Origin of the sequence: Streptomyces sp. NPDC005408 (assembly GCF_040606445.1) — a bacterium.
Taxonomy (GTDB): Bacteria; Actinomycetota; Actinomycetes; order Streptomycetales; family Streptomycetaceae; genus Streptomyces.
Genome location: NZ_JBEXEX010000075.1, coordinates 1 through 17,612, shown reverse-complemented (window position 1 = coordinate 17,612; position 17,612 = coordinate 1). Strand labels below are relative to the sequence as shown.

Here is a 17,612-nt window from a genome sequence, read left to right as displayed (position 1 = left end):
AGGACCTAGAGCGCGTCCACGGCACTCACCTTCCAGCCGTCCGAAGTACGGGTGAGAGTCATCCGAACCCGGTTCAGATCGAGGCGCGGTCCGGTCACCTGGGTGCTCGTGGTGACCTGGTTGACGAAGAGCAGTACGACGGCCTTCTCCGGCGAGGCCGACACGACCGAGGCCGCCGGTGCACCGCCACCCGGCGGCTTCACCACCGTCGCCTTGACCACCCCGTGGTACTTCGCGGCGGTCGGCGCCACCACCCTCGTGGTGGTCCTGCCGTACTCGTCACGGAACTTCCCGGTCAGAAGGCCGCGGGCCGCCGCGAAGTCCTTGTCGAGCCGCCGGTAGTCGTACGACAGCACCACGGGCGCCGCCTGCTGCGCCGCGGCGAGCGCCTCCACCCGCGCTCCGTCCGTCTGACGTCCCTCCCCGTACGTCCAGCCGAGGACGGCGGCCGCGGCCAGCATCGCCGCCACCAGCACGGCCAGTACGGCGCAGAGCCGGCCACGCCGCCGCCCGCGCGCCGCTTCGGCCACCGGGTCGTCGGCATTCAGGACAGGACCGGCCTGCTGCTCCTCCGCCTTCCGTCCCTGGCTTGCGTCGTCCGGTGCTTCCAGAGGCGTCTCGTCCGGTGCCGGCGGAAGCGTCTCGTCGGGTGCCTGGGGACGTGTCTCCTCCGGACTGCGGGTCGCGACCCGTTCCGTCCGCCTGGCCGCCGCACGGGCGGCCGCGGCCATCGAGCGACGGCCGGGGGATGCGGCGCCGGGGCCTCGTCCAGTCAGGTTCGCCACGGTGTTGCTCCTCACTGCCTTGCTCCTCACTGCAGGTGGTGCTGGTGCGTGCTCGGGTGGGCGGTCAGCCGACGAATTCGACATCGGATGTCAGCCAGCGACCGCCCTCGAGTACGAGATCGAGCTGCAGCCGGTAGGTGCGGGCCTGGCCCCCGGGGGCGGCGGAATTGGTCACCTTGCTGTCGGCGACGACCAGTACGCGGGCGGTGCGCTCGTCGGAACGCGTGATGCCCGCTTCGAGCACCTGCCCCTGCGACACCGACTTGTTGGCCGCGACCAGCTTGGTCAGTTCGGTGGTCTGCGCTGCGAACTGCTCCTTGAAGTCACCGGTGGCGCCCTTGAGCACGTTCTCGCTGTCCTGCCCGTAGTGCCGGTAGTCGAGCGAGGTGAAGTTCAGCGCGGACTGCCGGGCCGCGGCCAGGATGTCCTGGTGCCGGTCCGCCTCCACCCGCTGTTCGTACACCTGGACGCAGAGCCAGCCGCTCAGCGCCGTGGTCACGACCGTCGCGGCCACGAGCGCCACAGCCGGTGCTCTCCCGCGCCGGGTCCAGGCCGCCGTTCTGGTGCCCAGCAGGCGCAGCGAGCGGGTGAGGCGCGCGAGGATGCCCGCGTTCATGCCATAGGTCCGACGAGCAGCCATTGCCACGAGTCCTTTCCGAGCACGCTCTGTTCGCCGCCCGTCGAGCCGATCTCGACGAGCGTTCCGTCCGGGCCGGCGAGGATGCCGGTCTCCGGGTCATAGGGGGAGACATACGAGGCCCGGCCTGCCCCGGCCGAGGCCGAGGCGCCAGGCACGTTCTGGGCGCCCCGAACCGAGGTGGCGCTGCCGCGCGGGGCCGTGCAGTGTGCGGCCGTGTTCGCTGGGCGCTCGCCGGTGTCCGCAGGGTCGCGCCGCTGGGTGCCGTAACCCTGACGGCACGGCGCCGGATCGTCCGCCCCGGCGACCATGCCGAAGTGGGTGGTGCCGTCGCCCGGGACGACGGTGGGGCTGCCCGCGACGACGACCGGGAAGGTCACCAGGGCCTGCTCCACGCCGGGCAGCCGCGCCACCGTGATCTGGCCGCCGCTGATCAGATTTCCCAGCAGCACGGGCAGATGGGTCTCGTTCGCCTTCAGCAGCGAGTTCACCTCCTGCGCGGCCGGCGCGGTCGAGCCGATCAGCCTGCGCAGGTCCCCGTCGCTGGACTTCAGCTCCGCGGTCAGTGCGGCCAGGTCGTGCGAGAACGACTTGATCGCCGATCCCTTGTCGACCTGTGTCTTGAGGACCGTGCGTGAGTCCTCGATCAGCGAGACCGTCTCCGGGAGCGAGCCGGACGCCGACTCCACCAGGTTGTTGCCCGAGTCCACAAGTCGGCTCAGATGCGGGCCGGTTCCGGCGAAGGCCTTGCCGAGCTCGTCGACGGTGATCCGCAGATCCTCCTTGCCGACGGAGTTGACCAGCCGGTCCAGGCTCAGCACGACATCCGTGGTGGGCAGCGGCACCCGGGTGTCACCGCGGGCGATCACGCTGCCGTCGCGCAGATACGGGCCGCCGCTGTCCCGCGGCTGCAGATCGACGTACTGCTCGCCGACCGCCGAACGGTTCGCCACCACCGCCAGCGTGTCGGCAGGTATCCGGGCCCCGTCCTCTATGTCCAGCGCCACCGAGACGCCACTGGAGCCGGACAGCCGAAGCTCGCCGACCCGGCCCACCGGCACGCCGCGATAGGTGACTTCCGCTCCCGGGAAGACGCCTCCGGACTCGGCGAAATCGGCGCGCACGGTGTAGCCGCGGTCGAAGAGAAGATCCGCCAGACCCGTGTACCGGGCGCCGACGTACGACACCCCGACGGCGGTGACTGTGGCGAAGGCGAGCAACTGGGCCTTGACCGTACGAGTGATCACGGTTGCATCCCCTTCAGCATGAGCTCGGCAAGAGCGAGCGAGACCCCGGGCGGAAAGCGGCCCGCCTCCCCGCTTCCGTAGGCGGCGTAACTGCCGGTGCACACCGGCGGACACAGCGGATTCCCGCCGGCCGGCGGGCCGGACGGTGTGCCGGTCGTCTTCGGCACGCCAGGGACCTTCGGCAGTGAGGTGGGAAGCGGTACGCCGGGCACATCGGGCAGTTCCGGCAGCCCGGGCGTCTCCGGTGCGCCCGGCTTCTTGGGCTCGTCGGCGAGATTGCCGTAGACGCTCGCCAGGTCGAGATCGGCGGTGATCTTGAGATTGACGTAGTCGCCCTTGATGGCACCCGTCACATTGCGCGGGAACGGATACGTCGTCAGCAGCTCCAGCGCGTTGGGCAGATCGTCGCCCGCCTTGTTCAACTGCTGGAGAATCGGCCGCAGACTCCGCAGATTGGCGACCACGTCGGCCCGCGAGGAATTGACCACCTTGGTGCCCGCGGTGCCCAGCTTCGACAGCGAGGTGAGCATCGCGGTGAGATTGCGGCGCTGGTCGGCCAGCACCTTCAGCGCGCCCGGCATGGTATCGACCGCCGTGGCGATGGTCTTCTTCTCCTTCGCCAGCCGCTTGGACAGCCGGTCGATGCCTTCGAGCGCCCGGACGATGTCCTTGCGTTGTCCGTCGAGACCGCCCAGGAAGGTGTCCAGCTCGGTGAGCAGGGACTTCACCCGGTTCTCCCGGCCCTCCAGGGCCTTGTTGAGCTCCGTGGTGACCGTCTTGAGCTGAGCGACCCCGCCGCCGTTGAGCAGCGCGGACAGCGCGGAGAGAACTTCTTCGATCTCCGGGTTGCGACCGCTGCGGGACAGCGGGATCCGGTCGCCGTCCTCGAGCCTTCCTGTGGGAGTGGTGTCCACCGGGGCGGACAGCGCCACGTACTTCTCGCCGAGCATGCTGGTCTGGCGCAGCTCCGCGATCGCGTTGCCGGGCAGCTTCACCTTGTCGTCGACTCGCAGCCGCACCCGGGCGTGCCAGCCGATCAGCTCCACCTTCTCGACCGCGCCCACCGTGACGTTGTTGACCTTCACGGCCGATTGCGGCACCAGATCGAGTACGTCCCTGAACTCGACGGTGACGTGGTAGGCGTTGCCGTCGTCGGCCGCGCCGCCGGGCAGCCCCACGTCGTACAGTCCGTTGAACTCGCAGCCGGTGAGCACCACCGAGCCCATGGCCGTCCACACGGCCGCCGCCCTGCCCCCGCGCAGCACTCTGCTGATCCTCATGCCCCGGCCTCCAGGATTCCGCCGAGGGTCCGGTCGACCGGTCCGGTGCCCGACACCGGTGCGGCGCTGGGCAGTTGGGGCAGTGTGTCGAAGAGCTGCTTGAGCTCGTTGCAGTCCGGGTTCTTGCCGCCTGCGTCGCCCGTGGTCCGCAGCAGCGAGCACAGCAGCGCCGCCGGATCCTGGGCCTGTTCGAGGTTGTTGCGGGTGTCGAGGGTGCCGGACGAGGGGTTGTAGGCGTTCTGCAGATTGGAGAGCCCCGCCGGCGCGACCTCCAGCAGCTCCGCCAGTGCGGCGCGCTGGGTGACCAGCACCTTGGTGACCTTGCTGAGCCCCTTCACATCCGCGGTCAGCGCCTTCTTGTTGTTCCGTACGAACGCCGAGACATCACCCAGCGCCACACCCAGATGCCGCAGGGCCGCCGCCAGGTCCTTGCGTTCCCCGGCGAGCTGGTCGGCCACCTGGGCGAGGCTGTCGTTGAACGACCGCACGTTCTTGTCGTCGGCGGCCAGCGCCGCCGTGAACACCTGAAGATTCCGTACGGTGCCGAACAGGTCCTGCCTGCCGTCCGACAACGTGGTGACCGCAAGCGACAGGTCCTCGACCGTCTGGTGCAGCTGTGCGCCCTGGCCGTCGAGGTTGTCCGCGCTCACCCCGAGCAGCCGGGACAGCGAACCGTCCGCGTTGGCTCCGCGCGGGCCGAACGCCTCGGCCGTGGTGTGCAGGCTGTCGAAGACCCGGTCCAGCTCGACGGGCACGGCCGTGCGGCTCTCGGGTATGACCGCGCCGTCCCGCATGGCGGGCCCGCCCTTGTAGACGGGCAGCAGCTGTACGTAACGGTCGCTGACGACCGAGGAGTTGATGATCGCGGCCTGGGCGTCGGCGGGGATCTTGCGCCCGGGCTCGTACTCGAGCTCCACCCGAACCCGGTTGCCCTCCGGCGTGATCTTCCCGACCTCGCCGACGCGGACGCCCAGGACGCGTACGTCCGAGCCGGGGTGGACGCCGACGGTACGCGGGAAGTACGCGGTGACACGGACCGGGGACGACCGGGGCCACAGGACGACCGCCGTCGTGCCCGCGACGAGCGCGAACGCGACGACCAGTGCCAGACGGCGGGCGTGACGTCCGCTCGGTATGACACGCGGTATGAAACGGGCATTCATCGCGAGGCTCCCGTCCGCGGAACCACCGGAGTGGCGACCATGTTCTGGATGTAGCTGTCGAACCACCGCCCGTTTCCGAGGGTGTTGGTGAACACCCGCACATAGGGCGCGAGCAGCTTGATGCTGCGGTCGAGGCTCGCCTGATTGCGTTCGAGCATCGTGACCACCGAGCCCAGGCCCTTGAGCGCCGGGCCGATTTCCTTGCGGTTGTCCTCCACCAGGCCGGAGAGCTGGATGCCGAGCGCGGCCGAGCTCTTGAGCAGTGTGTGGATGGCCGCCCGCCGCCCCGCGATCTCCTTGAACAGCTTGTCGCCGTCCTTGACCAGCACGGTGAACTCCTCGGAGCGGTCCTTCAGCACGCCGGTCACCCCATTGGCGTGATCGAGGAGTTCCTGCAGTGCCTGATCGCGGGAGGCCACCGTCCGGGAAATCTTCGAGAGCCCCTTGATGGACGCGCGCACCTCGGCCGGCGAATCCTCGAACGTCGAGGAGATCGTGTCGAGAGCCTTCGCCAGCCGGGCCGTGTCGACCTTCTCCGTGGTGGTCGTCAGATCGCTGAACGCCGCCACGACGTCGTACGCGGGAACCGTCCTGTTCAGCGGGATCTCGCTGCCGGGCCGCAGCCGGCCGGGCCCCTTCGGCTGCAGCGCGAGGTACTTCGCGCCCAGGATCGTCTTGACCCTGATGGCCGCCCCGGTCCGGGTGCCGAAGGCCGGCTCCCCCTTGACCCGGAAGGTCACCTTCACATGGTCACCGTCCAGATCGACCTCGCGGACCTTGCCGACCTTGACCCCGGCGATCCGCACCTCGTCGCCGGGCTTGAGCCCGCCCGCCTCGGAGAAGGCGGCGCTGTACATGTCGCCGTCGCCGATGAACGGCAGGCTGTCGGCGTTGAACGCGGCCGCGGTCAGCAGCGCGAGCGTGGACAGGCCCACGGCTCCGATCAGCACGGGATTGCGCTCGCGGAAGGGAATCATGAGCACCTCGCTCGCGCGACATGAAGCTCGGGGGTGATGACCTCTCTGGTCTTCGGCAGCACGATCCGGCCGTCGAAGTCACAGAGGTAGAAGTTGAACCAGGAGCCGTACGAGGCGGTCCCCGTCAGCTTGTTGAGCTTGTTCGGCAGCCGTTTCAGCACGCCCTCCACGGTCTTCTCGTTCTTGTTGAGCGTTCCGGTGAGGTCGGTCAGCCCGGCGATGTCGTCTCGCAGCGCGGGCCGGGCGTCCTGGAGCAGACCCGAAGTGGCGTCGGTCAGCCCGCTGATGCCCGCCAGCGACGCGCCGATCGGCTTCCGGTCGGCGGACAGGCCGGAGATCAGCCGCTGCAGCTGCTTGAGCAGCCCGGAGAAGCGGGCATCGCGCTTGTCCAGGGTCCCCAGCACCGTGTTGAGGTTGTCGATCACGGACCCGACCAGCTCGTCGCGGTCGGCGATCGTCGTGGTGAGCGAAGCGGTGTGCGCGAGCAGGCTGTTGACCGTCCCGCCCTCACCCTGCAGGGTCTTGATGATCTCGGTGGCGAGCTGGTTGACGTCATTGGGGCTCAGCGCCGCGAACAAGGGCTTGAACCCGCCGAGCAGCGCGTTGAGATCGAGCGCGGGCTTGGTCTTGGACAGCGGGATCACCCCGCCCGGCTTGAGGCGCGTACCGTCGCCCGCGCCCTCGGTCAGGGCGACATAGCGCGACCCCACGAGACTCCGGTAGCGGATGACGGCGCCGGTGCTGCTCAGCAGCGGCCGGTCACGGGAGACGGTGAACGTCACCTCGGCCAGCGTGCGGTCCTTGATCGCGATGTCCTGGACCTCGCCGACCCGCACTCCGGCCACCCTGATGTCGTCGCCCTCCTCCAGGCTGGTGACATCGCTGAACACCGCGCGGTAGGTGTCCTCGGGAGTGAAGGAGACATTGACGATGGTCGCCGCGAGCAGCGCGGTCGCCAGCACCGTCACCACAGCGAACACACTGAACTTGACCAGAGGCGCCATGGCCTCGGTGGCACGTGCTCTCCTCATGCGACGCTCACCGCCGTTCCGCGGGCCATCGGGCCGAACAGCAGCGTCGCGACCGCGGGCACCCGGTCGGCCGGCACCCCGAGGACGGGGGCCACGAGCGAGCCGACGGCCCGCTGCTCGGCCGCGGTGGCGGAAACACCCGCTCCGCCGGGCAGCCCGCCCGCACCCGTCCGCGACGTACCGTCGTCGAGATGGACATCGGGCGCGGGGACATGGGGATTGGGCAGGCCCCTGCAGTTGGGTCCTGAGCGCTCTGCATAGCGCGGTTCCTCACCGGGTCGGTACGCGGTTCGCGGGCGTACGAATTCGAGCGTGATGCGCATCTCCCCGCCCCTGAACGCCTCTTCGGACGCCGCCTCCTGCTTCACCAGGCCGTCGAGGAGACAGGGGTATTCGGGCGAGTAGCGGGCGAACAGGGCCAGCGTGGGCCGGGAGACACGGCCGAGCGTGATCAGCCGGTCGCCGTTGTCGTCGAAGAACTTCTCCGCCGTTCCGGCGACCGTGGTGGTGGCCTTCAGGGCCTCGGCCAGTCGGTCCTTCTGCTCGACGAGCGTGCGGCTGGTGGTGACGGAGTTGCGCAGGATCCGCATCAGATCGGGCGCGGCGTCGCCGTACACCTGAGCCACATCGGCGAAGCGTGCGATGTCCTCCTTGATGGACGGCATATGGGGGTTGAGCTTGCGCAGATAGCCCTCGACGCGGGTCAGATTGGCGCCGATACGGTCGCCGCGCCCTTCCAGGGCGGTGGCGAACGCGGACAGCGTGGCGTTGAGCTCCGCGGGCCGCACCGTGCGCAGCAGCGGCAGCAGGTCGTTCAGCAGATGCTGCACCTCGATGCCGACGGTGGTGCGGTCCTGGGTGATCACGTCACCGGCCTGGATGTGCCGGGCGCCTGACCCGTGAGGCGGCACCAGATCGACGAACTTCTCGCCGAACAGTGTCTTGGGCAGCAGCCGGGCGTGCACATCGGCCGGGATGCGGGAGACATGCTCCGGCTTGAGCGCGATGTCGAGCGTCGCTTTCTCGCCGTCGGCCCGCACCGCGCGGACCTCGCCGACCAGCAGCCCGCGCAGTTTGACGTCGGCCCGCGGATCGAGCTGGTTGCCCAGCGTGTCGGCCTCCAGCGAGATGTGTACGACAGAGGTGAACACCTGCTGGTAGACGGCCACGGACAGCGACAGCAACAGCGCCATCACCACAAGGAAGGCGACGCCGTACAGCCTCAGCCGGGTGCCGCGTGCCAGGGTCGGTCCTGGAATGCGCATCGCGCGTTACCCCGCAATCCGTACGGTCGTGTTGGCGCCCCAGATCGCCAGACTGAGGAAGAAGTCGAGGATGTTGATGGCGACGATGGAGGTGCGGACCGCGCGGCCGACCGCGACGCCGACGCCCGCCGGGCCGCCGCTCGCGTAGTAGCCGTAGTAGCAGTGCACAAGGATGATCACGACGGCGAAGACGATCACCTTGCCGAAGGACCAGAACACGTCGACCGGCGGCAGATATTGCTGGAAGTAGTGGTCGTAGGTGCCGGTCGACTGCCCGTAGTAGCCGGTTGTGATGGTGCGTGCGGCGAAGTACGAGGACAGCAGCCCGATCACATAGAGCGGGATCACGGCGACAAAACCGGCGATCATCCGGGTGGTCACCAGGAACGGCAGCGAGGGAACGCCCATCACCTCCAGCGCGTCCGTCTCCTCGCTGATCCTCATCGCGCCGAGCTGCGCCGTGAATCCGGCGCCGACCGTCGCGGACAGGGCCAGACCCGCCACCAGCGGTGCGATCTCACGGGTGTTGAAGTACGCCGAGAGGAACGCCACGAAGTTCGACGTGCCCAGCTGATTCAGCGCCGCGTACCCCTGCAGACCGACCTCGGTACCGGTGAAGAACGACAGGAAGGCGATGACACCGACCGTGCCGCCGACGACGGCCAGCGCGCCGCGGCCGAAGCTCACCTCGGCGAGCAGCCGAAGGATCTCCTTCTTGTAGCGGCGCAGGGTCCGGCCGGTCCAGGCCATCGAGCGCCCGTAGAAGGTCAGTTGGGTGCCCAGCTCCTCGAGCCATTGCGTGAGCGCCATCCTCAACCCCTCTGCGGAACGATCTGGAAGTAGACGGCGGTCATCACGAAGTTGGTGACGAACAGCAGCATGAAAGTGATCACCACCGACTGGTTGACTGCGTCACCGACGCCTTTCGGGCCGCCCTTGGCGCTCAGCCCCTTGTACGAGGCGACGATCGCGGCGATGGCGCCGAACACCAGGGCCTTCAGCTCGGCCGCCCACAGGTCGGACAGCTGGGCGAGGGTGGTGAAGGAGGCGAGATAGGCGCCGGGCGTGCCGTTCTGCAGGATCACGTTGAAGAAGTAGCCGCCGGCCACGCCGACGACCGAGACGAGGCCGTTGAGCAGCACCGCCACCACCATCGAGGCCAGGACGCGCGGTACGACCAGGCGGTGGATCGGATCGATGCCCAGCACCTGCATGGCGTCGATCTCCTCGCGGATCTTCCGCGCCCCCAGGTCGGCGCAGATCGCGGTGCCGCCCGCCCCCGCGATCAGCAGCGCGGTCACGATCGGCGAGGCCTCGCGCAGCACCGCCAGGACGGACGCGGCACCGGAGAAGGACTGCGCACCCAACTGGCGGGTCAGACTGCCGATCTGCAGGGCGATGACCGCGCCGAAGGGGATGGAGACCAAGGCGGTCGGCAGGATCGTCACACTGGCGATGAACCAGGCCTGCTGGATGAACTCCCTTGCCTGAAAAGGGCGTTTGGGTATGGTCCGCAGGACGTCCAGCGCCACCGCGAACAGGCTGCCCGTGTGCCTCAGGGCACCGGTGGGCGACAGGCTCATAGGTCCGCCGCCTTCCCGCGCACCGCGGCACGCATCTGCCGCAGCGACTCCCGCTCGGCGATCGACTCCCAGCGCGGCGGGCGGGTGATCCCCGCGGTGGGCAGCAGACGCGGGGTCAGCTCGGGTATGCCGCGCGGCGCGGGATCCGCGCCCTCGCCGAGCTGTGCGAGCTCCTGCTCGACCAGTGCCGCGTCCTTCTCCTCGGCCATGCCGATCGGGCCCTGCACCCGGCCGTTGAGGAACTGCCGTACCACCGGCTCCTCACTGGTCAGCAGCTTCTCCCGGGGACCGAACATCACCAGTTCGCGGCGGAACAGCAGCCCGATGTTGTCCGGGACCTGGCGTGCCGACGCGATGTCGTGGGTGACGATCAGGAACGTCGCGTCGATCTGCGCGTTGAGGTCGACGATCAGCTGGTTGAGATAGGCAACCCGCACCGGGTCGAGCCCCGAGTCCGGCTCGTCGAAGAGGATGATCTCCGGATCGAGCACCAGGGCACGGGCCAGTCCGGCGCGCTTGCGCATACCGCCGGATATCTCGCCGGGCAGCTTCTCCTCGGCGCCGATGAGCCCGACCATGTCCATCTTCTCGAGGACGATCCGTTTGATCTCGCTCTCCGGCTTGCGGGTGTGCTCACGCAGCGGGAATGCGATGTTGTCGTAGAGGTTCATGGACCCGAACAGCGCGCCGTCCTGGAACAGCACGCCGAACAGCTTCCGCACCTCGTACAGGTCGTGTTCGCGCAGGGTGGTGATGTCCGTGCCCGCGATCCGTATCGACCCGCGTTCGGGCTTGAGCAGCCCGACGAGCGTCTTGAGGAACACGGACTTGCCCGTGCCCGACGGGCCGAGCATCACCGAGACCTCGCCGGCGGGCAGCGTCAGCGAAACGTCCTGCCAGATGACCTGGTGACCGAAGGACTTGGTCAGTCCTTCCACACAGATCTCGACACCCATCCGGTTCACCCTTCAGCCGTGGAGCAGCTCCGTCATCTGCTCTACGGGGAGGGGCGGCCCGTCCGTCGCGCGGGCCGAAGATTTTTTTTCCGGCAGGTTTCGTGCGGGTCCCGACGGTTTCCTACGGGTGTGGCAGCGGTGACGCCGTGTCCGGCGCGGCCGCGGGCAGGTCCTGGGCAGGAAAGGACGTCGACGGCAGCGACGTGGGCGGCAGAGACGCGGACGCCAGCGGTGCCGACGGCAGGCCGGACAGGTCGGGTATGGGTACCTCCGGCACGGCCGGCATCGCCGGGACCTCCGGTACGGCCGGAGCAGTCAGCGGCAGAGGCGGCAGCGAAACCCTGGGCAGAGGCGCGAGCAGGGGGACGCCGGACTGCTGCCCGGCGTCAGCCCCGGCCTGCGGACTCCGACTGGGCGTGGGTGAGGCAGGCGGCGCCGTACGGCCTCCGCCCGACTCCCGCGCATCTCCGGCCTGTGACACCGCGGGGGACGCGGGACGCGACGAACCGGGCCCGTCACCGTCGTGGACGTTCGGCAGCAGGATCAGACCCGCGAACGCCAGCGTCGCCGCGGTCGAGGCCACCGCCACCGCCTGGGCGTTCCCGCCCCGCGGGCGGCCGTGCCCGACCAGCCACAGGGCAAAGCCGAGCGTGGCGGCCAGCGAATGGCGCAGCGTCCGGCGGGCCCGCGCCAGCAGTGACTCGACGGTGCGGTAGCTCAGCCCCATCTTCATGGCGACCTGGCCGACGTCCAGATCCTCGGACTTCAGCCACAGGGCCTCGGCCTGGCGGGCGGGCAGCTCACCGCTGCGACGGGCGAGCCACCTCGCCTCGGCGCGGTCGCAGACGGCCTCCTCGACGGGCACCGGGACCGGCGAGAGAAGCGTCGGCTGGCTGCGCACCTCGCTCTCCCGGTTGACCTGCCGGTACCGGTCCACGCACAGCCGCATGGTCACCGTCGTCAGCCACGCGCCCAGCCGCTCGTCGTCCAGCTCAGGGCGCTCCGCGGCGCGCAGCATCGCCTCGTGTACGGCGTCCTCCGCGTCCTCCAGACTCATGGACCTGCGCCTGGCCACCTTGAGCAGCTGCTCGCGGTGGCTCCACGCGCGCTGCCACCGGTCGTCGGCCGCGTTCGTGTCCGTCGCCATGAGGGCCCCTTCGCGCTCACCCGGCCGGGCATGGTTCGTCCCGGCGCGGGGGAGATTACCGCCCGGTATCCGGGCTTGTGGAGGGGGAGGCGCGCATCGTTTTGGTTCCATTGCTGGTCAGCCCGCCGACGCCGGGCAGCTCGGCGATGGGGCTCGGGAGCGCGGGCAGCGGCACCGATGGCTCCGCGCCGCCGCCACCGCTCTTCGAAGGCGAGGGTGAAGGGGTGGGCGTGGGCGAGGAGTTGGGCGCTGCGGACGCACCGGCCGGGCGGGCGGGAGCCGCGGTGGAGGCAGCCGGCCGGGGTTTCTCCGACGCCTTCGCCTTGGGGTGGACAGCGGGACCGGAACCCTGGTCCGGGACGACCCGGTGGCCTTGGAGGTAGTACGCGTACCACGCCTTGACCGTGCGCAGATACGCACCGGAGTGGTTGTAGCCGAGGATCGCGCGGTCCAGGTCCGCGGCCCGGGAGAGATCGCGCCCGCCCGCGCACAGGTAGTGCCCCGCCGCGAGCGCCGCGTCGAAGACGTTGCCGGGATCGCTGAGCCCGTCGCCGTTGCCGTCGGCGCCCCAGACGTCCCAGGTCGACGGAATGAACTGCATCGGGCCCACGGCACGGTCGTAGGCGGCGTCCCCGTCGTACGCCCCGCCGTCGGTGTCCCTGATGGCGGCGAACCCGTTGCCGTCAAGGCGCGGGCCGAGGATCGGTGCGACCGTCGTGCCGTCCGCACGCACCCGGCCGCCGCGCGCCTGCCCCGACTCGACCTGGCCGATCGCGGCGAGCAGCTGCCAGCGCAGCCGGCAGCCCGGCCTGCTCTGCGCGAGATCGTCCTCGGCCTGCCGGTACGCGGCGAAGACGGTGGCAGGCAGCGCGCCGCCGGCCGCTGCGCCGGAGGCTTCCCCGCTCCCGCTCCCGGTGCCGGGTGCCGCTCCGCGCGCCCTCAGCGGCGGAAGCTCGGTGCGGTACGCGGTGTCACCGGAGACGCTCGGCCCCGGCGGGGCCGGGTGAACCTTCGCCGGGGCCGAGGCTTGTGCCGCCGGTCCCGACGCGTGCGATGCGGTCAGTGCCGCCATGGCCGCCGTGACGACCGCTGTCGCCCGGACACCTCTGCGCGTGCGCCCTGTCATGATGCAGACCCCTCCCAGCGGCGCTGTTGTGCGCCCCGTTCACCTGCTCTACGCGGGACAGGCACAGGTCCGTCGGTGCGTGTCGTACCTTTTCCGGGCGGGAGGCCGACGACGGCGCCGGAGGGCGCGGATAACGTGGGGGCATGGTGCGACTGAGAGTTGAGTTCACGACCGAGCCGTTCGACCTGGACGAACCGCCGGCGCACGCGCTGGCCGTCCGTGAGGTCGTCCAGAGCGCGGATCTGGACAAGGTGGACGTCGGCCCGTTCGGCAATACGGCCGAGGGCGGCGCCGACGCGGTGCTGAGCGCGGTCGACGCGCTGCTGCGCAAGGCCCTGGACGCCGGGGCCACCCGGGTCTCGCTGCAGGTCAACGTGGTGGAGGGCGAGGAATGACCGGGCCCGCCGACCACGCACTCGCACAGGCGGTCAAGCCGCTGGTGGACGCCATGGGCGGCGTCGTGCTCGCCCCCGGTGAGGCCCGCGAGGACGACGTCATACTCAGTTGGGAGGGCGAGGAGGTCCTCGCCGTGCGCCTGCCGCAGCTCGCGGACTCCCTCGACCACATTCTGGCCGCGATGGAGCGCCGTCACGGCATGCCGCTCGCCGAGCTGGACCGCAAGACGAAACAGCTGGTCGTACGGACACTGGAGGCGCGAGGCGCCTTCTCCGTACGTCACGGTGTGGAGACGGTCGCCGGCGCGCTCGGCGTCAGCCGATTCACCGTATACAACTACCTGAACAGGGAGAACGCCGCGAAGGACAGCTGAGACCCCCTTCGTGAGCCGCCGTCCGGATGTCCGGGGGGCGGCTTTTGTGTCACCGAGTTTTCAACAAAGTGTTGACGTTATGTTGCCGGAGGGCGTTAGCTATCCGCAGCCCGTCCAACGCACAGCGAAAAACAGCCACGGAGGCTCCCGTGACTTCAGGTTCGACACCGGGCCTCGCCCGGTTCAACACCTCACAGGACAGCGCGGCCCTGGCCGCACTGCACGAGGTGTGCGCCAGTTCGGCGTGGGGGAGCAAACTGCTCGCCCAGCGTCCGTACGCCACCGTGGAGGCTCTCTTCGACGCCAGTGACGCCGCCATGGCCGAGCTGACCGCCGAGGATCTGGCCGAGGCGATGGCGGGGCACCCGCCGATCGGCCGCCCGAAGCCCGGGGACCCGACCTCCGCCCGCGAACAGCGTGGCATGGCCGGCGCCTCCGAGGAGCTCAAGTCCGAGCTGCTCGAACTGAACCTCGCCTACCAGGAGAAGTTCGGTCACGTCTTCCTGATCTGCGCAACCGGTGCGACCGGTGAGCAGATGCGGGACGCGGTCAAGATCCGGATCGAGAATTCGCACGAGACCGAGCGGGAAATCGCCCGCGGCGAGCTCGTGAAGATCAACCGGATCCGTCTGACCCGACTCGTAGAAGGAGAGTGAGCATGAGCACTGGGACCACTGCGTCGGTGTCCACCCACATCCTGGACACCAGCATCGGCAAGCCCGCCGAGGGCGTCGCCATCTCCCTGTCGGCCCGCGCGGGCCTCGATGGTGAGTGGGCGGTCCTGGGCGGCTCAGCCACAGATGCGGACGGGCGCTGCAAGGACCTGCCGGCGCTGCCGGAGGGCACCACCCACGTACGTCTCGACTTCGAGACCGAGGCGTACTTCTCCAAGAAGCAAGCCGAGGCGCAGCAGGACGCCCCCCGCGTAAGGGACAGCGGTGCGTTCTTCCCGGAGGTGGCGATCACGTTCGCCGTCACGCCGGGCGAGCACTACCACGTACCGCTGCTGCTCAACCCGTTCGGCTACTCCGTTTACCGAGGGAGCTAGCAGACATGCCCACGATTCTCGGCCAGAACCAGTACGGCAAAGCAGAGAACCGCGTCGTCAAGATCACGCGGGACGGCGACACACACCACATCAAGGACCTGAACGTCTCGGTCGCTCTCTCCGGCGACATGGACGACGTCCACTACTCCGGCTCCAACGCCAATGTCCTGCCGACCGACACCACCAAGAACACGGTGTACGCGTTCGCCAAGGAGCACGGCATCGAGTCGGCCGAGCAGTTCGGCATCCACCTCGCCCGTCACTTCGTGACCAGCCAGGAGCCGATCCACCGGGCGCGCATCCGCATCGAGGAGTACTCCTGGGAGCGGATCGCCACCTCCGACGCCAACTCCAAGTTCATCGGCTCGGACGAGGTCAGGCACTCCTTCGCCCGCAAGGGCCAGGAGCTGCGCACCACCCAGATCACCTTCGACGGTGAGAACTGGGAGGTCATCTCCGGTCTCAAGGACCTCACGGTGATGAACTCCACCAACTCGGAGTTCTGGGGCTACGTCAAGGACAAGTACACGACGCTGAAGGAGGCGTACGACCGCATCCTGTGCACCGATGTCTCCGCCGCCTGGCGTTACAACTGGACCAGCGACGAAGACCGGATGCCCAACTGGGAGAAGTCGTACGAGCAGGCCAAGAAGCACATCCTGCAGGCCTTCGCCGAGACCTACTCCCTCTCTCTGCAGCAGACCCTCTACCAAATGGGTTCGCGGGTCATCAACAGCCGCAGTGAGATCGACGAGATCCGCTTCTCGCTGCCGAACAACCACCACTTCCTGGTGGACCTCGAGCCGTTCGGCCTCAAGAACGACAACGAGGTCTACTTCGCGGCGGACCGCCCGTACGGCCTGATCGAGGCCACTATTCTGCGGGACGGCGTCCAGCCGCAGATCCCCGTCGACATGACCAACCTGTAGTACTTCCGCTTCACCCCCCGACGCGTGCGCCGGCGTCAGGTCCCAGGGGAGAGCGGGGGCATCTGCGCAACAACAGCACCGCGGATCCGGTCGTCACCCCGCTCGACCCCCGGGTCCGTTCCACCAATGGGAAGAACGAGGACCCGCCATGGCGGCTTCGCGCATCGTCATCGAGAACTGTGCCATCGCGACCGTGGACGCGAACGACACCGAGTACGCCTCGGGTTACGTCGTCGTCGCGGACAACCGGATCGAGTCCGTGGGAGCGGGCAAGGCCCCCGCCGGCCTGGAGAACGTGGTCCGCCGCATCGACGGCACCGGCCATCTGGTCACTCCCGGCCTGATCAACACGCACCACCACTTCTACCAGTGGATCACCCGGGGCCTGGCCACCGACCACAACCTCTTCAACTGGCTGGTCGCGCTGTACCCGACGTGGGCGCGGATCGACGAGCCGATGGCGCGCGCGGCGGCCCAGGGCTCCCTCGCCATGATGGCCCGCGGCGGTGTGACCACCGCGATGGACCACCACTACGTCTACCCGCAGGGCTCCGGCGACCTGTCCGGCGCGATCATCGGCGCGGCGAGCGAGATGGGTGTCCGCTTCACCCTCGCCCGCGGCTCCATGGACCGCGGCAAGTCGGACGGCGGCCTGCCGCCGGACTTCGCCGTCGAGACCCTCGAAGGCGCACTTGCGGGCACCGAGGAGGCCATCGACAAGCACCACGACGCCTCGTTCGACGCGATGACCCAGATCGCCGTCGCGCCCTGCTCGCCCTTCTCCGTCTCCACCGAACTGATGCGCCAGGGCGCCGAGCTGGCGCGCCGCAAGGGCGTACGGCTGCACACCCACGGCTCGGAGACCGTCGAGGAGGAGGAGTTCTGCAAGGAGCTCTTCGGGATGGGCCCGACCGACTACTTCGAGTCGACCGGCTGGCTCGGCTCGGACGTGTGGATGGCCCACTGCGTCCACATGAACGACTCGGACATCGCCGCCTTCGCCCGTACGGGCACGGGCGTCGCGCACTGTCCGTCCTCCAACGCACGTCTCGCCGCGGGCATCGCCCGCGTCCCCGACATGCTGAAGGCGGGCGTCCCGGTCGGCCTCGGTGTCGACGGCACCGCCTCCAACGAGTCGGGCGAGCTGCACACCGAGCTGCGCAACGCGCTCCTGATCAACCGCCTCGGTCCCCACCGTGAGGCGGCACTGAATGCCCGTCAGGCCCTGCGCCTCGGTACGTACGGAGGCGCCCAGGTCCTCGGCCGTGCCGACCAGATCGGCTCCATCGAGGCCGGCAAGCTCGCCGACCTCGTGCTGTGGAAGCTGGACACGCTCGCCCACTCCTCTATCGCCGACCCGGTGATCGCGCTCGTCTTCGGCGCGGCCGCCCCGGTATCGCTCTCCCTCGTCAACGGCAAGACCGTCGTCGAGGACAACCACCTGACCACGGTGGACGAGGACGCCATCGCCCGCTCCACGCGGAACGAGGCACAGCGCCTCGCGCGCATCGCCGCGCAGGACTGACCACAAGAAGTCCGGTCGGGGGGGACGGCCCTCGACCGGAGGCCGTGGACCCGAGCGGGGTCCATGGCAGCCGTGACCGGGGGGGGGGGGGGGGGCGGCGGGGGGGGGGCGGCCGGGGCACGGCACCCCGCGCCGTGAAAGAAC

General features: G+C 69.4%; 19 protein-coding genes. 6 read left to right on the top strand and 13 right to left on the bottom strand.

The annotated features are described in order from the left end of the window. Nucleotides 1-5 precede the first annotated feature (5 nt). From ABZS64_RS36365 to ABZS64_RS36305, 13 genes are all read right to left on the bottom strand, one after another. Nucleotides 6-785: a hypothetical protein gene (locus ABZS64_RS36365; protein ID WP_355839003.1), complete on the bottom strand. Its 780-nt coding sequence runs from the start codon at nucleotides 783-785 to the stop codon at nucleotides 6-8. Between the two features lie 64 nt (nucleotides 786-849). Then, nucleotides 850-1,425 (bottom strand): hypothetical protein, encoded by a 576-nt coding sequence (locus tag ABZS64_RS36360; protein ID WP_355839001.1) that lies wholly within the window; start codon nucleotides 1,423-1,425, stop codon nucleotides 850-852. After that, nucleotides 1,398-2,669, bottom strand: a complete 1,272-nt coding sequence (locus ABZS64_RS36355) for an MlaD family protein (protein ID WP_355838999.1) — start codon at nucleotides 2,667-2,669, stop codon at nucleotides 1,398-1,400. The genes ABZS64_RS36360 and ABZS64_RS36355 overlap by 28 nt, the downstream gene beginning before the upstream one ends. Then, a complete protein-coding gene (locus tag ABZS64_RS36350; RefSeq protein WP_355838997.1) occupies nucleotides 2,666-3,949 on the bottom strand; it encodes an MCE family protein in 1,284 nt (427 codons plus the stop codon). Before ABZS64_RS36350 ends, ABZS64_RS36355 begins: the two co-directional genes overlap by 4 nt. Then, a complete protein-coding gene (locus ABZS64_RS36345) occupies nucleotides 3,946-5,112 on the bottom strand; it encodes an MCE family protein (protein WP_355838995.1) in 1,167 nt (388 codons plus the stop codon). Before ABZS64_RS36345 ends, ABZS64_RS36350 begins: the two co-directional genes overlap by 4 nt. Continuing rightward, complete coding sequence (locus tag ABZS64_RS36340; RefSeq protein ID WP_355838993.1) at nucleotides 5,109-6,089, bottom strand: MCE family protein; 981 nt, start codon at nucleotides 6,087-6,089, stop codon at nucleotides 5,109-5,111. Before ABZS64_RS36340 ends, ABZS64_RS36345 begins: the two co-directional genes overlap by 4 nt. Continuing rightward, on the bottom strand, nucleotides 6,086-7,120 hold the full coding sequence (locus ABZS64_RS36335) for an MCE family protein (protein WP_355838991.1): 1,035 nt from the start codon (nucleotides 7,118-7,120) through the stop codon (nucleotides 6,086-6,088). The genes ABZS64_RS36340 and ABZS64_RS36335 overlap by 4 nt, the downstream gene beginning before the upstream one ends. After that, nucleotides 7,117-8,385: an MCE family protein gene (locus ABZS64_RS36330; RefSeq protein WP_355838989.1), complete on the bottom strand. Its 1,269-nt coding sequence runs from the start codon at nucleotides 8,383-8,385 to the stop codon at nucleotides 7,117-7,119. The genes ABZS64_RS36335 and ABZS64_RS36330 overlap by 4 nt, the downstream gene beginning before the upstream one ends. 6 nt (nucleotides 8,386-8,391) lie before the next feature. Next, complete coding sequence (locus tag ABZS64_RS36325) at nucleotides 8,392-9,195, bottom strand: ABC transporter permease (RefSeq protein WP_355838987.1); 804 nt, start codon at nucleotides 9,193-9,195, stop codon at nucleotides 8,392-8,394. 2 nt (nucleotides 9,196-9,197) lie between these two features. Continuing rightward, the gene (locus ABZS64_RS36320) at nucleotides 9,198-9,968 is read right to left on the bottom strand and encodes an ABC transporter permease (RefSeq protein WP_355838985.1); all 771 of its coding nucleotides are present in this window, start codon (nucleotides 9,966-9,968) and stop codon (nucleotides 9,198-9,200) included. Further along, complete coding sequence (locus tag ABZS64_RS36315; RefSeq protein ID WP_355838983.1) at nucleotides 9,965-10,924, bottom strand: ABC transporter ATP-binding protein; 960 nt, start codon at nucleotides 10,922-10,924, stop codon at nucleotides 9,965-9,967. Before ABZS64_RS36315 ends, ABZS64_RS36320 begins: the two co-directional genes overlap by 4 nt. 121 nt (nucleotides 10,925-11,045) lie before the next feature. Beyond that, entirely contained in the window at nucleotides 11,046-12,071 is a 1,026-nt protein-coding gene (locus ABZS64_RS36310; RefSeq protein WP_355838981.1) for a sigma-70 family RNA polymerase sigma factor, read from the bottom strand. Nucleotides 12,072-12,126: 55 nt separating this feature from the next. Continuing rightward, nucleotides 12,127-13,197: a lytic transglycosylase domain-containing protein gene (locus ABZS64_RS36305; protein ID WP_355838979.1), complete on the bottom strand. Its 1,071-nt coding sequence runs from the start codon at nucleotides 13,195-13,197 to the stop codon at nucleotides 12,127-12,129. Nucleotides 13,198-13,343: 146 nt separating this feature from the next. On the opposite strand from ABZS64_RS36305, the gene ABZS64_RS36300 reads away from it, so the two are divergent. The 6 genes from ABZS64_RS36300 to ABZS64_RS36275 all read left to right on the top strand — a co-directional run bounded on the left by ABZS64_RS36300 (nucleotide 13,344) and on the right by ABZS64_RS36275 (nucleotide 17,468). Next, nucleotides 13,344-13,592 carry a hypothetical protein gene (locus ABZS64_RS36300; RefSeq protein WP_355839019.1) on the top strand — a complete coding sequence of 83 codons (249 nt, stop codon included), beginning with the start codon at nucleotides 13,344-13,346 and terminating at the stop codon, nucleotides 13,590-13,592. Next, a complete protein-coding gene (locus tag ABZS64_RS36295) occupies nucleotides 13,589-13,966 on the top strand; it encodes a helix-turn-helix domain-containing protein (protein ID WP_355838977.1) in 378 nt (125 codons plus the stop codon). Before ABZS64_RS36300 ends, ABZS64_RS36295 begins: the two co-directional genes overlap by 4 nt. 149 nt (nucleotides 13,967-14,115) lie before the next feature. Further along, nucleotides 14,116-14,622, top strand: a complete 507-nt coding sequence (gene uraD / locus ABZS64_RS36290; RefSeq protein ID WP_355838975.1) for a 2-oxo-4-hydroxy-4-carboxy-5-ureidoimidazoline decarboxylase — start codon at nucleotides 14,116-14,118, stop codon at nucleotides 14,620-14,622. Between the two features lie 2 nt (nucleotides 14,623-14,624). Continuing rightward, a complete protein-coding gene (gene uraH / locus ABZS64_RS36285; RefSeq protein ID WP_355838974.1) occupies nucleotides 14,625-15,014 on the top strand; it encodes a hydroxyisourate hydrolase in 390 nt (129 codons plus the stop codon). A 5-nt stretch (nucleotides 15,015-15,019) separates the two neighbouring features. Next, entirely contained in the window at nucleotides 15,020-15,943 is a 924-nt protein-coding gene (pucL, locus tag ABZS64_RS36280; protein WP_355838972.1) for a factor-independent urate hydroxylase, read from the top strand. A gap of 148 nt (nucleotides 15,944-16,091) precedes the next feature. Continuing rightward, entirely contained in the window at nucleotides 16,092-17,468 is a 1,377-nt protein-coding gene (locus ABZS64_RS36275; RefSeq protein ID WP_355838970.1) for an 8-oxoguanine deaminase, read from the top strand. The last annotated feature ends 144 nt before the right edge of the window (nucleotides 17,469-17,612 follow it).